The sequence below is a fragment of the Streptomyces sp. S6 genome (assembly GCF_054880855.1).
Genome location: NZ_JBTYMC010000033.1, coordinates 1 through 13,931, shown reverse-complemented (window position 1 = coordinate 13,931; position 13,931 = coordinate 1). Strand labels below are relative to the sequence as shown.

Genomic DNA, 13,931 nt, shown 5'->3' with positions numbered 1-13,931 from the left:
TTCCTTCACTCACCTTTCATACGCCCCGAACTCACCCCTCGTACGCGTCGAGCGGCGGGCAGGAACACACCAGATTCCGGTCCCCGAAAGCCTGGTCGATCCGCCGGACCGGCGGCCAGTACTTCTCGGCGGCATTCCCCCCACCGGGGAACACGGCCTCTTCCCGTGAATACCCGTGCGCCCACTCCCCGCTCAACGCGGCAGCCGTGTGCGGAGCATTCCGCAGCGGATTGTCATCGGCGGCCCACTCCCCCTCCCCGACCTTCTCGATCTCCCCCCGAATGGCGATCATCGCCGCACAGAACCGGTCCAGCTCCGCCAGATCCTCCGACTCGGTCGGCTCGATCATCAGCGTCCCGGCGACGGGGAACGACATGGTCGGCGCGTGGAACCCATAGTCGATGAGCCGCTTGGCGACATCGTCGACACTGACCCCGGTCGCCTTGGTCAACGGCCGCAGGTCGATGATGCACTCGTGCGCGACAAGTCCCCCGGGCCCGGTGTAGAGCACGGGGAAATGCGGCTCAAGCCGCTTCGCGAGGTAATTCGCGGAGAGAACGGCGACCTGCGTGGCCCGCTTCAGCCCTTCCCCGCCCATGAGCCGCACATAGGCCCAGGAAATCGGCAGAATCCCGGCGGACCCCCAGGGCGCGGCGGAAATGGGCCCGACCCCGGTCTCAGGACCGGCCTCGCTCTGCAAAGGGTGATTGGGCAGGTAAGGCGCGAGATGCGCCCGCACCGCCACCGGCCCGACCCCGGGCCCACCCCCGCCGTGCGGAATGCAGAACGTCTTGTGCAGATTCAGATGGGAGACGTCCCCACCGAAATGCCCGGGCTTGGCCAGCCCGACCAGCGCGTTCAGGTTCGCCCCGTCCACATACACCTGCCCGCCGGCCTCGTGCACCAGCCCGCAGATCTCCCCGACGTGCTCCTCGAACACCCCGTGCGTGGACGGATACGTGATCATCAGCACCGCGAGCTCGTCCCGGTACTGCCCGATCTTCGCCCGCAGATCCTCGACGTCGACCTCACCGTCCTCGGAGGTCTTCACAACGACGACCTTCATCCCGGCCATCACCGCGCTCGCCGCGTTGGTGCCGTGCGCGGACGACGGGATCAGACACACCGTCCGCTGAAGGTCCCCGTTGGCCCGGTGGTACGCCCGCACCGCCAGCAGCCCCGCCAACTCCCCCTGGGAGCCCGCGTTCGGCTGCAACGACACCTTGTCGTACCCGGTGACCTCCGCGAGCCGCTCCTCCAACTCCCGGATGAGCGTGAGGTATCCGCCGGCCTGCTCGACCGGCGCGAAGGGGTGCAGCTGCCCGAACTCGGGCCAGGTCACCGGCTCCATCTCGGTCGTCGCGTTGAGCTTCATCGTGCAGGACCCGAGCGGGATCATCCCCCGGTCGAGCGCGTAGTCCCGGTCCGCGAGCCTGCGCAGGTACCGCAACATGGCCGTCTCCGACCGGTGTTGACGGAACACGGGGTGCGTCAGGATCTCGTCCCGCCGCAACACCCCTTCGGCCAGCACCTCTCCGGCGACGGCGTCTAGCGCGTCGACGTCCCCGGTGACCTCGAACGCCCGCCACACGGCGGCCAGTTGCTCGCGCGTGGTGGTCTCGTCACAGGCGATGGACACATGGTCGGCGTCGACGCGCCGCAGGTTCACCCCACCCGTCAGAGCGCCCTCGACGACCGCGTCGGCACCGCCGGGCACCCGCACCAACAGGGTGTCGAAGTAGGCCTGGTGGACGACCTCGACGCCCCCCGCCGTCAGCCCCTCGGCGAGGACGGTGGCGTACCGGTGCGCCTTCATGGCGATCCCGCGCAGCCCCTCGGGCCCGTGGTAGACGGCGTACATCCCGGCCATCACCGCGAGCAGCACCTGCGCGGTACAGATGTTGCTGGTCGCCTTCTCCCGCCGGATGTGCTGCTCACGCGTCTGGAGCGCCAGCCGGTACGCCCGGTTCCCGTCCACGTCGACGGAGACCCCGACGAGCCGTCCGGGCAGGCTCCGCGCGAACTTCTCGTGCACGGCCATGTATCCGGCGTGCGGCCCGCCGAACCCCATCGGCACCCCGAACCGCTGCGTCGTCCCGACCGCGATGTCCGCCCCCAGCTCCCCGGGCGAGGCCAGCAGCGTCAGCGCCAGCAGATCGGCGGCGACGGTGACGAGCGCCCCCACCTCGTGCGCCTGCTCGATCAACGGCTTGAGATCGCGGACGACACCGGAGGCGCCCGGGTACTGCACCAGCACCCCGTTGATCTCCCGCCCGGCGACCTCGGCCGGAATCCCGTCGCTCAGGTCGGCGACGACGACCTCGACGCCCGTCGGCTCGGCCCGGGTCCGGATCACGGCGACGGTCTGCGGGAAGACGTCCGCGTCGACGAGGAAGAGGCCCTTCTTGTTCTTCCCCATCCGCAGCGACAGCGCCATCGCCTCGGCGGCGGCCGTCCCCTCGTCCAGCAGCGACGCCCCGGAGGTGGGCAGCCCGGTCAGGTCGGCCACCATCGTCTGGAAGTTGAGCAGCGCCTCAAGGCGTCCTTGGGAGATCTCCGGCTGGTAGGGCGTGTACGCCGTGTACCAGGCGGGGTTCTCCATCACGTTCCGCAGGATCACGGGCGGGGTGAACGTCCCGTAGTAGCCGAGCCCGATCATCGACCCGAGCACCTGGTTGCGGTCGGCCAGCCCCCTCAGCTCGGCGAGCACCTCGGCCTCGGTCCGCGCCTGCGGCAGGTCCAGCGCGGCGACGTTCTTGATGGCGTCCGGCACGGCGGCGGCCGTCAGCTCGTCGAGGGAGCCGTAGCCGACGTGCGCCAGCATCTTGTCCTGGGCCTCGCGGTCGGGCCCGATATGGCGCTGCTCGAAGGGAACGCCCTGTTCCAGGACGTGGAGCGGGGTACGGGGAACAGTCATTTCGGGGGGCCTCCTGGTCTGACAGGACCTTCGGGGGCACCACGCCTGTGGGGTGCCCGAACGGCCTCCCCCTCTGTCATCTGACCTGAGAGCTTCACCGGCCGCCCGAGAGCGCCCGGCTTTCACCGTCGGTGAGAGCGGACGCCGTCGACACCCGCTCTGCTTTCCAGAGTGACCTCGTCCGTGCGGTACGTGAGCCTGAGAGATTCCGGGGAGGAGTTGCTCCTTCGGCGCCCCCGAAATCTCCGGAGGACTCTCCCGCACAGGGTCGACAGCCGCTTTCACCCTATCAGCGAGGTCAACACCCGAGTCTTCGAGTGGCCCCCGGGCCCGATGTGCTCTTTCGTAGTTCTTACGACGACTTTCAGCCGGCTTGCGACCAGTGGAGGGCCCGTGCAGACCGACATCGATCCGCGCAACCTGATCGGCCGCAAGGCGTACGACCGCAACGGCACGAAGATCGGCACCATCGACGAGGTCTACCTCGACGACGCGACCGGTGTCCCGGAGTGGGCGGCCATAAGGACCGGCATCTTCACCCGCGACGCCTTCGTCCCCCTGGAGCCCAGCCGCCTCGTCGAAGGCACCCTGCGCGTCCCCTACGAGCGTGCCCTCATCAAGGACGCCCCCGACTTCGGCGTCGGCCGCCACCTCTCCCCCGCCCAGGAACTCCAGCTCTACCACCACTACGGCATGGACACCGTCTCCCCGACCCCACCGGAGGACCGCGACTTCGGCACGATCGCGGGCCAGGACCCGGACGTCTAGGAACGACCGCCCCGGGGCACGCCCTCTACACACAAGCCTCCCCCGCCACCAACGGCAACGCCTCCGCCTCCTCCAGCTCGGGGTCGTCGACCCGGAACGTCCGCACCCGTCCCGGCCCTGTGTCCGTCGGCGTCTCGAACCGCACGGTCACCCGCCCCACCCCGCTCCCCTGCACCCACCCGTGCCCGAACCCGGCGTGCCGGACGTCCTGCCCCGGCCGCCAGAGATGCTCGGCGGACACCACCTCGGCTGCCTCCTCCCCGGGCGTCTCCACGGCCTCCACCTCGTCCTCCACCTCCTCGGCGGCCTGCGCGAACAGGTCCTCCTGTGTGAAGTCGGCGAGCCCCGTCACGCCGACGCCCAGCAGCCGCACCCCGCCGGTCGTGTCCACCGACTCCAGCAGCCGCGCGGCGGCCTCCCGCACCACCGCGAGGTCGTCGGTGGGCCCGCGCAGCGTCTCGGACCGCGTCAGCGTCGAGAAGTCGTACCGCCGCACCTTGAGGACGATCGTCCGCCCCGACAGCCCGGCCTCCCGCAGCCTGCGCACACACCGCTCCGCGAGCCTGCGCACCTCGAACTCGACCCGCAGCCGGTCGTGGATGTCCACGTCGTACGTGTCCTCCACGGACACCGACTTGGTCTCCCGCTCGGCGACCACGGGCCGGTCGTCGCGCGCGAGCGCCATCGCGTACAGCCCGTGGCCGTGCGCCTTGCCGAGCAGCCGGACGAGTTCGTCCTCACCGGCCTCGACGATCTCGTCGACCGTGGCGATACCGGCCCGCCGCAGATGGTCGCCGGTGGCCGGCCCGACCCCGGGCAGCGTCCGTACCGGCATCGGCCCGAGCAGCGCCCGCTCGGTGCCCGGCTCGATCAGGAGCAGCCCGTCCGGCTTGGCGCGCTCGGAGGCGAACTTCGCGAGCATCTTGGACGCGGCGAGCCCCACCGACCCCGTGAGCCCCGTGGCCGCCCGTATGTCCGCGCGGAGCCTGATCCCCGTCTCCCGGGCCGACGCGCTGTCCCAGGCCGCCCCCTCGGTCTCCAGGTCCACGAACGCCTCGTCCAGGCTGAGCGGCTCCACCAGCGGCGACAGCGCCCGCAGCAGCGCCATCACCTGCTCGCTGACCGCCCGGTAGACCCCGAACCGCGGGATCAGGTACGCGGCGTTCGGCGCGAGCCTGCGCGCCTGCGCCATGGGCATCGCCGAGTGCACCCCGAACACCCGCGCCTCGTACGACGCGGTCGCCACCACGCCGCGCGGCCCGAGCCCGCCCACGACGACCGCCTTGCCGCGCAGACTCGGCTTGGCCGCCTGCTCCACCGAGGCGTAGAAGGCGTCCATGTCGAGATGCAGGACCGTCGGCGCGTTTCTCACGTCTCCGATGCTGCACCACACCACTGACAACAGCACCGAACACGCGCCCGAAGGCCCCGGTGCAGCCGTCAGACGGCCTTGTGCCGCCGCCTCGCGAGCTCGTCCGAGGGATTGTTCCCGACCAGCGTCTCACCGGTGTCGACCCGCTCGCCGTGCAGCTGCGACAGCGCGCCCTCGACGTCCCGCCAGACCACGCCGACGGCGATCCCGAAGACCCCCTGGCCGCCCTGGAGCAGCGCGTGGACCTCGTCCGGCGAGGTGCACTCGTACACCGTCGCGCCGTCGCTCATGAGCGTCATCCGCTCCAGGTCCCGGAAGCCGCGCTCCCTCAGATGCAGCACCGCGCCCCGGATGTTCTGGAGCGACACGCCCGTGTCGAGGAAGCGCTTCACGATCTTCAGGACGACGACGTCCCGGAAGCTGTAGAGGCGCTGGGTCCCCGACCCGTAGGCCGCGCGCACACTCGGCTCGACGAGCCCGGTGCGCGCCCAGTAGTCCAGTTGCCGATAGGTGATCCCGGCCGCCGCACAGGCCGTCGGGCCCCGGTAGCCGATCTCCTCGGACGTCATCGCCGCCGCCCCCTCGCTGCTGCTCGGCACGGCCGCCGGGCGCCGAGGAGCGTGATCGGGCGCGCTGCCGTGAAGCCGGTACGGGCCGTTTCCCCCGAACCCTCGTCCGGGGGCTCCCCCAGCCGTACCGTCGCCGCTGATGCTCACGCCGACCTCCGTCCTTGACCTGCCTTCTCGACGGTAGGCAGTCACCAGGGGTGCGTCAACGATCGCCACACTCGGCACGCCGAGTGATAATCACCCTGTGAGTGGTTTCCCGTACCCCACCGCGGGGAAAGGCTAGCCGAATGCGCTGAGGCGATCCCGTAGGACGCTCTCACTGGCCACTGGCAATTGCCGAACCGAGACGACATCGTCACCGACGGGTGTCCGGCGAACGGGCGTCACTGATTGCTGGTGCCGAAGTCCTCGGGCGAGATCTGGTCGAGGAACTCGCGGAACTTCTCCACCTCGTCCTCCTGCTCGTCCGGGATGGCGATGCCCGCGTCTTCGAGCACCGTGTCGCTGCCGTAGATCGGCGTGCCGGTGCGCAGGGCGAGCGCTATGGCGTCGGAGGGGCGGGCGCTGACCTCGACGCCGCTGGCGAAGACCAGCTCGGCGTAGAAGACGCCCTCCCTGAGGTCCGTGATCCGCACTTCGGTCAGCTCCTGGCCGACGGCCTCCAGCACGTCCTTGAACAGGTCGTGGGTGAGCGGCCGGGCGGGGGCCATGCCCTGCTGGGCGAAGGCGATCGCGGTCGCCTCCCCGGGCCCGATCCAGATGGGGAGGTACCGGTCGCCTCCCACTTCACGCAGGAGCACGATCGGTTGGTTGGAGGGCATTTCCACCCGGACACCTACGACATCGAGCTCGTTCACACAGCAACCCTAGGCCGTGCCCGGGACGTTTGGGTAGTCGGGCCCCTACCGGACGGCCGATCCGCCCAGGGCGAACGCCCCGTGTCAGGGCAGCCGCACCCCGAGAGCGGTCTGCACGAGCGCGGAGTGCAGCCGGACCGTCAGCCCGGCCAGCTCCTTCGCACGGGCCTGCGCGTGCGCGCGCGTCTGCGGGTTGCGGTGGAGCTTCAGCGGGGCGACCACCTGGTCGACGAGACCGGCCTCACGATCGGCCGCCGCCTTCATCACCCGAAGGTGTCGCGGCTCGATGCCGAAGCGCCCGAGTTCGACGACGAGCGCGGCGACGGTGGCCGTCTCGGCGTCGTACACGCCGTCCGCCAGGGGGACGACGAGGCCGTAGGACTCCCACTCGGCGAGTTCCCGCTCCTCGATGCCGGCCGCGGCCAGCAGCTCGGCGCGGCCGATGCGGGCGACGGTGGGGGTGTCGGCGGGATCCGGGACGGGTTCTCCGTCCCGCTGCCTGCCCACGGTCGGCAACGGGACGGCCTCACCGCGCTCCAGGGCCTCCAGATGCTCCCGGATGACCTTGAGGGGCAGGTAGTGGTCCCGCTGGAGCCGCAGGATGCGGGCGAGCCGCTCGACGTCCAGCGGACTGAACTTGCGGTACCCCGAGGGGGTCCGCTCGGGCTCGACGAGCCCTTCCGACTCCAGGAAACGGATCTTGGAGACGGTGACTTCGGGGAATTCGTCCCGCAGCACGGTCAGCACGGCGCCGATGCTCATCGGCCCGGCCTCCGTGGCGGCGGTGCCGTCTCCGGCACCGCCCCTCGGTGTTCTCAGCATGGACCTTCCCTGGGAAATCCCCGGACGAGTCCGGGGCGGGTCAGTAACCGCGCTGGCTCGCGTAGAAGACCAGGCGGTACTTGCCGATCTGCACCTCGTCGCCGTTGTTCAGCGCGACCTCGTCGATCCGCTCACGGTTGACGTAGGTGCCGTTGAGACTGCCGACGTCCGCGACCTTGAACGTGCCGTCCGCACCCCGGCGGAACTCCACGTGCCGGCGCGAGACCGTCACGTCGTCCAGGAAGATGTCGCTCTGCGGGTGCCGGCCTGCCGTCGTCAGGTCGCCGTCCAGGAGGAAGCGGCTGCCCGAGTTGGGGCCCCGGCGGACCACCAGCAGGGCCGAACCCAGCGGCAGCGCCTCGACCGCGGCCTGGGCCTCCGGGGACAGCGCCGGGAGCGCCGTCTGGCCGGTGACCTCGGAGTCGTACGCCTCCAGGCCGGAGATGGAGATGGTGGAGGTCGTCTCCGACGCGCGCTCGGGCGTCACGCCCGGACGCAGCGGAGCACCGCAGTTGGAGCAGAAACGGCTGTTCTCCGCGTTGCGGTTGCCGCACCTCTGACAGACCGGGGACGACATGGGGGCAAACCCTCCACCTGCACTTGAGGCTGACGGCTGTCCGAAACCTATGTCGCCGGACTGCGCAGGGTCAACAGACGCCGCGCCCTGGCCTCCGGGGATGTCACCCCCCGCCACCTGGTCACGGAACAGCGGACGCTGGCCTTCGTCACCTGGCTGTGCGCGATGACGAGCGGTGGCGTTCTCGCCGCCCTCTCCTCGCGCGCTCTTGCCGAACAACTTCGCAAACAACTTCACGGGCGATTCCCCTTGACCGAAACAGACCCGCCCGTGGGGCAGGACGAACCCTGACTCAATAGACCGGCCGACCCGGACACCTTCACAACGTCCGTATCCACCAGACAGTTTCCACCACCGACCACCCGATCGGTGCGCCGACCCCCCGCAACCTCATGCCCCCGCCGGACGACCCCCATGCACCCCCGGTTCACCGGGCCGACGACCGAGCGTAGTCAGGCTGCTTCGCCGCCCGCAAGGCGTCCACGACGATCTTGTCGGATCGCTCCACAGTGACGGTGGCCTGCTCCTTCTCCAGGGTCTGCACCACACCTCCCGGGATGTTGAGCGCCGGTTCCAGATCCTCGGACTTGCCGATGACCTGGAAACGATAGGGAGTGCGGATCTGGTTCCCGTCCACGCTCACTCCCTTGTCGCCGTCCGTGAAGTACGTCCCGGCGACGACGCGCACGCCGTTCACCTGGATCGCCTCCGCGCCGGCCGCGCGCAGCTCCTGGATCGCGTCGAGCAGCATGTCCGCCTCGACCGTCCTCTTCGTGTCGTCGATGGTCATCGTGATACCCGGCCCCTGGGCCGCCACCGTGCCCGCGAGGATGCCGAGTTGCCTCTCCTTCTCGATCGTCTGCTTCCGGGCCTCCTCGGCCTGGTCGGAACTGTTCTCCAGCTCCTGACGCTGCTTGTCGAGCCCGGTCTTCTCGTCCTCAAGACGCTGACTGCGGTCGTCCAGTTCATCGAGGATCCGTACGAGGTCCTCCTGGCGTGCCCCCCGCAGCGCGTTGTCACTGTCGCTGTTGGAGGCGACCTGCACGGCCAGCCCGAAGCCGAGGCCGAACAGCAGCAGCGCGACGATGAGCTGGGCGCGCGTCACCCGCGGCGGCCACAGTCCCTGCACCAGCCTCTGACGGCCGGTCAGCCCCGGCTCGGGGGACGGCTCGGCGGCCTCCCGCGCGGGCGCCGCCTCGACCTCCTGCGGCAGTTCCCTGCGCAGCCCGTGTCCGGGCGTGCGGCCTTCTTCGTTCATCGGCGTCACGCCCGGAAGACGTGCCGGCGGATCGCGGCGGCGTTCGAGAAGATCCGGATACCGAGGACCACCACGACACCCGTCGACAACTGGGCGCCCACACCCAGCTTGTCGCCCAGGAACACGATCAGCGCGGCGACGACCACGTTCGACAGGAACGACACCACGAAGACCTTGTCGTCGAAGATGCCGTCCAGCATGGCCCGCAGCCCGCCGAAGACGGCGTCCAGCGCCGCCACCACGGCGATCGGCAGATACGGCTCGACGGCCGCCGGAACCTCGGGCCGGACCAACAGGCCGGCCACGACTCCCACGACGAGGCCCAGTACGGCGATCACGATGTGCCCTTCTCACTTCTCGGCTGTGCGGTTCGGACGATCACACTCGGCGCGGCCGGCAACCGCAGGTCCTGCTCCGTGGAGATGGCCGTCCGAATGCCGTAGTTCTCCTGGAGAGCGTTCAGATACAGCCCGTCCGCGCTGTTCTGGAACCGGGTGCTCAGCTTGTCCCCGTCCCCCACGGCGAGGACCGTGTACGGCGGCACCAGAGGCTTGTTGTCGACCAGTATGGCGGCCCCCGCGGCCCTGATCGCCGACAGCGCCGTCAGCCGCTGCCCGTTGACGGAGACGGCCTCCGCGCCGGACTCCCACAGGCCGTTGACGACCCGCTGCATGTCCCGGTCGCGCAGCCGCCCGGTGTCCGAGAAACCGGACGTCTCGCGCGGGTTGCCGTTGCCGCCGGTGGTCGCTTCCTTCGCGTCGTCGACGACGAGCTTGACGCCGGGCCCGTGCACCGCGACCGCTCCCGAGAGGATCCCGACAAGATCCGCCTGACCGCTGCCGCCGCTGTTTTCCAGGGCCTGCCGCTGCCGGGCGCCGACGTCGTCCCGGAGGGCGTCCACGGACTTCTCCAGCTTGTCGGCCGACTCGGTCTCCCGGTCGATCCGGTCGATCAGCTCCTGGCGCTCCTTGGCGACGACAGGGGCCGACACCCGCGCCTGGGCGGCGCCCACGGTCACGACGAGTGCCGCGAGCACCAGCCCTGCGGCGAGCCCGAGTTTGGCCCGCAGCGGCTTGGGAAGAACGCCGGTCCCCTCGGCCCGCTTGCGCTCGGCCGCCTCGGCGTAACCCTCGTCGAGGCTGTGGTCCATGACGTTGGTGAGCAGCGACATGGAGGCGTCCGGACGCGACGCGCGCGCGGGTGTGCTCCGAACGGGGGGCTGCTGCGGCATGCCGCACATCGTCGCACGTCGCGGGGGCTGCTTCCGAACGACCCCACCGGCGTGCCGGACAGGCCCCCTCGGGGACAGTTGTCCGGCACGCGCGCGTGCGGAGCGGTTTCAGCTGACGGCGCTCAGCGCCCGGCGCCGTCCACCACCGACGACCACTCGTCCAGCAGGGCCTGCGCTGAGGCGTCGTCCGGGCCCTCGGCCCACAGATGGGTGACCGCCTCGGCCGGATCGGGCAGGACCATCACCCAGCGCCCGTCCGTCTCCACCACCCGCACACCGTCCGTGGTGTCCACGAAGCGCTCTCCGGCCTCTTCGACGACCCGCCGCATCACGAGCCCCTTCACGGCCCACGGGGTCGCCACATCGCGTTTGAGGACGTGCGCCCGAGGAATCCGGGCATCTATTTGACTGAGTGTCAGTTGAGTCCTGGCCACAAGTCCGATCAGTCGTACGAACGCGGCGGTCCCGTCGAACACCCCGCTGAACTCGGGGACGATGAAACCGCCCTTGCCGTCCCCGCCGAAGATCGTCGACTCGTCCCGCCCGACCCGCGTCAGGTCGTCCGGCGACGTCGTCGTCCACTCGACCTGCGTGCCGTGGTACGCCGCCACCTGCTCGGCGATCCGCGTCGTCGTCACCGGCAGCGCCACCCGCCCGCTGCGCCGCTCGGCGGCCACCAGGTCGAGCATCACCAGCAGCGCCCGGTCGTCCTCGATGATCCGCCCCTTCTCGTCCACGAGGGACAGCCGCTCGCCGACAGGGTCGAACCGCACCCCGAACGCGGCCCGCGACGAGGCCACGATCTCCCCGAGCCGCACCAGCCCGTTCCGGCGGACGTCCCCCGTCTCGGTCGGCCGCGACTCGTCGAGCCCCGGGTTGATCGTCAGCGAGTCCACCCCGAGCTTCCCCAGCAGACTGGGCAGGACGAGCCCGGCGCTCCCGTTCGACGCGTCCACGACGACCTTCAGCCCGGACTCCGAGATCCCGGACGTGTCGACGTTCCGCAGCAACGACCCGGTGTACGAGTCGAACACGCTCGCCGGGAAGTGCAGATCCCCGATCTCCCCGGGGAACGCCCGCCGGTACTCCTGCCGCGCGAACACCCGGTCCAGCTTCCGCTGGCTCGCCTGCGACAGATCGGCGCCCTGCCCGTCGAAGAACATGATGTCCACCGAGTCCGGCACCCCGGGCGACGTCCGGATCATGATCCCGCCCGCACTCCCCCGCGCGGTCTGCTGCCGGGCCACGGGAAGCGGCACGTTCTCCAGGTCCCGCACGTCGATGGCGCTGGCCTGGAGCGCGGAGATCACCGCCCGCTTGAGCGCCCGCGCACCACGCGAGTGATCACGGGCCGTGGTGACCGTCGCCCCCTTCTTCAGGGTCGTCGCATAGGCCCCCGCCAGCCGCACAGCCAGCTCCGGAGTGATCTCGACGTTCAGGATCCCCGACACCCCGCGGGCCCCGAAGAGATGCGCCTGACTGCGCGACTCCCAGATCACCGAGGTGTTGACGAACGCGCCGGCCTCGATCGTCTTGAACGGATAGACCCGCACGTTCCCCTGGACGATCGACTCCTCGCCGATCAGACACTCGTCCCCGATGACCGCGCCGTCCTCGATCCGCGCGGCCCGCATGATGTCGGTGTTCTTCCCGACGACACAGCCCCGCAGATTGCTCTGCTGCCCGACATACACGTTGTCGTGCACCACCGCCTTGTGCAGAAAAGCCCCGCTCTTGACGACGACATTCGAGCCGACGACCGTGTGCTCCCGAATCTCCGCCCCGGCCTCGACCTTGGCGTAGTCCCCGATGTACAGCGGCCCGCGCAGCACGGCGTCCGCATGCACATCGGCGCCTTCCGCGACCCAGACGCCGGGCGAGATCTCGAATCCGTCGATCTCGACGTCGACCTTGCCTTCGAGCACGTCGGCCTGGGCCTTCACGTAACTCTCGTGCGTCCCGACGTCCTCCCAGTAACCCTCGGCGACATAGCCGTAGATCGGCTTGCCCTCCTTCATGAGCTGCGGGAAGACGTCACCGGACCAGTCCACCGGAACATCGGCCTCGACGTAGTCGAAGACCTCGGGCTCCATGACGTAGATACCGGTGTTCACGGTGTCGGAGAAGACCTGTCCCCAGGTCGGCTTTTCGAGGAACCGCTCGACCTTCCCCTCTTCGTCGACAATCGTGATGCCGAATTCCAGCGGGTTGGGGACTCTGGTCAGGCAGACCGTGACCAGCGCCCCCTTCTCCTTGTGGAAGGTGATGAGGTCGGTGAGGTCGAAGTCGGTCAGCGCATCGCCGGAGATGACGAGGAAAGCATCGTCCTTCAACGCCGCTTCGGCGTTCTTGACGCTTCCGGCGGTACCGAGTGGCTTCTCCTCGTTGGCATAACTGAGCTCCATTCCGAGCTCTTCACCGTCACCGAAGTAGTTCTTGACCAACGATGCCAAGAACTGGACGGTAACGACGGTCTCGTTGAGACCATGCCTTTTGAGCAGCCGCAGAACGTGCTCCATGATCGGCCTGTTGGCCACAGGCAGGAGCGGCTTGGGCATGCTTGAGGTCATGGGGCGAAGGCGTGTGCCTTCGCCTCCGGCCATCACGACGGCCTTCATGTCGGAAGCGTCCTCCTTGAGAGACGACGGTCTAGCCGACTTCACCCGTCCAGATTGTCCCGCACTTTTCCGCCGCGGGCCATCGAGCCTCCGCTGGCGCCGATCGACGGACTCAGTCGGCCATGGCGTCCGCACGGATCAGGCGGCGGACCTGCACCACGTAGAGGACTCCTGCCCACCAATAGAGCGTTGTACCCCAACCTGCGAACGCCCAGCCGAAAATCTTGGCGAGTGACGCGAGCCAGGTGTCTCCGCCACTGAGCAACAGCAGCGGAAAGGCGTACATGAGGTTGAAGGTCGCCGCCTTCCCCAGGTAGTTCACCTGCGGCGGCGGATAGCCGTGTCGCCTGAGGATGCCCACCATCACCAGGAGAACCAGTTCTCGCGCGACAAGTACAGCCGTCAACCAGAGCGGCAGAATCTCGCGCCAGGTGAGGCCGACGAGCGTCGAAATGATGTACAGCCGGTCAGCGGCCGGATCGAGCAGCCGGCCGAGGCTGCTGACCTGGTTCCACTTCCGGGCGAGCTTGCCGTCCAGATAGTCGCTGATGCCACTCAGCGCGAGAATCAGAAACGCCCAGCCGTCACTCTTCGGCCCCCCGAACTCGGGCCTGAGGATCAGCCACAGAAAGATCGGCACGCCGACCAGGCGGGCCATGCTGAGGATGTTCGGGATGGTGAGGACCCGGTCAGTCTGGACACGGGTCTCCTGGACCTCCACCCGGGGGCCTCCAGAGGAAAATGAGCCAATGATGCCCCCTGACCCTACCTCAACGCAAAAAAGCTCTGGCTCTTGGGCTTGTGTGCCCAAGAGCCAGAGCTCTAAAAGGAGTTCGGCGGCGTCCTACTCTCCCACAGGGTCCCCCCTGCAGTACCATCGGCGCTGTGAGGCTTAGCTTCCGGGTTCGGAATGTAACCGGGCGTTTCCCTCACGCTATAACC

At 69.2% G+C, this 13,931-nt stretch carries 12 protein-coding genes, 1 rRNA gene and 1 riboswitch; of the genes, 1 reads left to right on the top strand and 12 read right to left on the bottom strand.

All coding sequences use genetic code 11. The annotated features are described in order from the left end of the window. Window positions 1-31 precede the first annotated feature (31 nt). Complete coding sequence (gene gcvP / locus ACVNF4_RS07335) at window positions 32-2,917, bottom strand: aminomethyl-transferring glycine dehydrogenase (protein ID WP_461801860.1); 2,886 nt, start codon at window positions 2,915-2,917, stop codon at window positions 32-34. 176 nt (window positions 2,918-3,093) lie between these two features. After that, window positions 3,094-3,188: riboswitch (glycine riboswitch) on the bottom strand. A 122-nt stretch (window positions 3,189-3,310) separates the two neighbouring features. Here gcvP and ACVNF4_RS07330 point away from each other — a divergent pair. After that, entirely contained in the window at window positions 3,311-3,685 is a 375-nt protein-coding gene (locus ACVNF4_RS07330) for a PRC-barrel domain-containing protein (RefSeq protein ID WP_461801859.1), read from the top strand. A 25-nt stretch (window positions 3,686-3,710) separates the two neighbouring features. On the opposite strand, the gene ACVNF4_RS07325 is transcribed toward ACVNF4_RS07330, so the two are convergent. The 11 genes from ACVNF4_RS07325 to rrf all read right to left on the bottom strand — a co-directional run. Then, window positions 3,711-5,057 carry a DNA polymerase IV gene (locus ACVNF4_RS07325; RefSeq protein ID WP_461801858.1) on the bottom strand — a complete coding sequence of 449 codons (1,347 nt, stop codon included), beginning with the start codon at window positions 5,055-5,057 and terminating at the stop codon, window positions 3,711-3,713. 68 nt (window positions 5,058-5,125) lie between these two features. Beyond that, window positions 5,126-5,773, bottom strand: coding sequence for a MerR family transcriptional regulator (locus ACVNF4_RS07320; protein ID WP_461801857.1), 648 nt, complete (start codon window positions 5,771-5,773; stop codon window positions 5,126-5,128). A gap of 236 nt (window positions 5,774-6,009) precedes the next feature. Next, window positions 6,010-6,483, bottom strand: a complete 474-nt coding sequence (locus ACVNF4_RS07315; RefSeq protein WP_461801856.1) for a bifunctional nuclease family protein — start codon at window positions 6,481-6,483, stop codon at window positions 6,010-6,012. 84 nt (window positions 6,484-6,567) lie between these two features. Then, on the bottom strand, window positions 6,568-7,305 hold the full coding sequence (gene ftsR, locus ACVNF4_RS07310) for a transcriptional regulator FtsR (protein WP_461801855.1): 738 nt from the start codon (window positions 7,303-7,305) through the stop codon (window positions 6,568-6,570). 40 nt (window positions 7,306-7,345) lie between these two features. After that, window positions 7,346-8,227 (bottom strand): FHA domain-containing protein, encoded by an 882-nt coding sequence (locus tag ACVNF4_RS07305; protein WP_461801884.1) that lies wholly within the window; start codon window positions 8,225-8,227, stop codon window positions 7,346-7,348. Between the two features lie 82 nt (window positions 8,228-8,309). After that, window positions 8,310-9,140: a DUF881 domain-containing protein gene (locus ACVNF4_RS07300; RefSeq protein WP_461801854.1), complete on the bottom strand. Its 831-nt coding sequence runs from the start codon at window positions 9,138-9,140 to the stop codon at window positions 8,310-8,312. Between the two features lie 5 nt (window positions 9,141-9,145). Then, window positions 9,146-9,478, bottom strand: coding sequence for a small basic family protein (locus ACVNF4_RS07295; protein WP_003977440.1), 333 nt, complete (start codon window positions 9,476-9,478; stop codon window positions 9,146-9,148). After that, the gene (locus tag ACVNF4_RS07290; RefSeq protein ID WP_461801883.1) at window positions 9,475-10,311 is read right to left on the bottom strand and encodes a DUF881 domain-containing protein; all 837 of its coding nucleotides are present in this window, start codon (window positions 10,309-10,311) and stop codon (window positions 9,475-9,477) included. The genes ACVNF4_RS07295 and ACVNF4_RS07290 overlap by 4 nt, the downstream gene beginning before the upstream one ends. Window positions 10,312-10,493: 182 nt before the next feature. Continuing rightward, on the bottom strand, window positions 10,494-12,989 hold the full coding sequence (locus ACVNF4_RS07285; RefSeq protein WP_461801853.1) for a sugar phosphate nucleotidyltransferase: 2,496 nt from the start codon (window positions 12,987-12,989) through the stop codon (window positions 10,494-10,496). 112 nt (window positions 12,990-13,101) lie between these two features. Further along, window positions 13,102-13,710 carry a CDP-alcohol phosphatidyltransferase family protein gene (locus ACVNF4_RS07280; RefSeq protein ID WP_461801852.1) on the bottom strand — a complete coding sequence of 203 codons (609 nt, stop codon included), beginning with the start codon at window positions 13,708-13,710 and terminating at the stop codon, window positions 13,102-13,104. A 110-nt stretch (window positions 13,711-13,820) separates the two neighbouring features. Further along, a 5S ribosomal RNA gene (rrf, locus tag ACVNF4_RS07275) occupies window positions 13,821-13,931 on the bottom strand; the annotation flags it as partial.

What these genes read in the sequence shown, in the direction of transcription:
- ACVNF4_RS07285 (WP_461801853.1), bottom strand. Translation starts at nt 12,989, where the DNA reads ATGAAGGCCGTCGTGATGGCCGGAGGCGAAGGCACACGCCTTCGCCCC.
- ftsR (WP_461801855.1), bottom strand. Translation starts at nt 7,305, where the DNA reads ATGCTGAGAACACCGAGGGGCGGTGCCGGAGACGGCACCGCCGCCACG.
- ACVNF4_RS07300 (WP_461801854.1), bottom strand. Translation starts at nt 9,140, where the DNA reads ATGAACGAAGAAGGCCGCACGCCCGGACACGGGCTGCGCAGGGAACTG.
- gcvP (WP_461801860.1), bottom strand. Translation starts at nt 2,917, where the DNA reads ATGACTGTTCCCCGTACCCCGCTCCACGTCCTGGAACAGGGCGTTCCC.
- ACVNF4_RS07290 (WP_461801883.1), bottom strand. Translation starts at nt 10,311, where the DNA reads ATGTCGCTGCTCACCAACGTCATGGACCACAGCCTCGACGAGGGTTAC.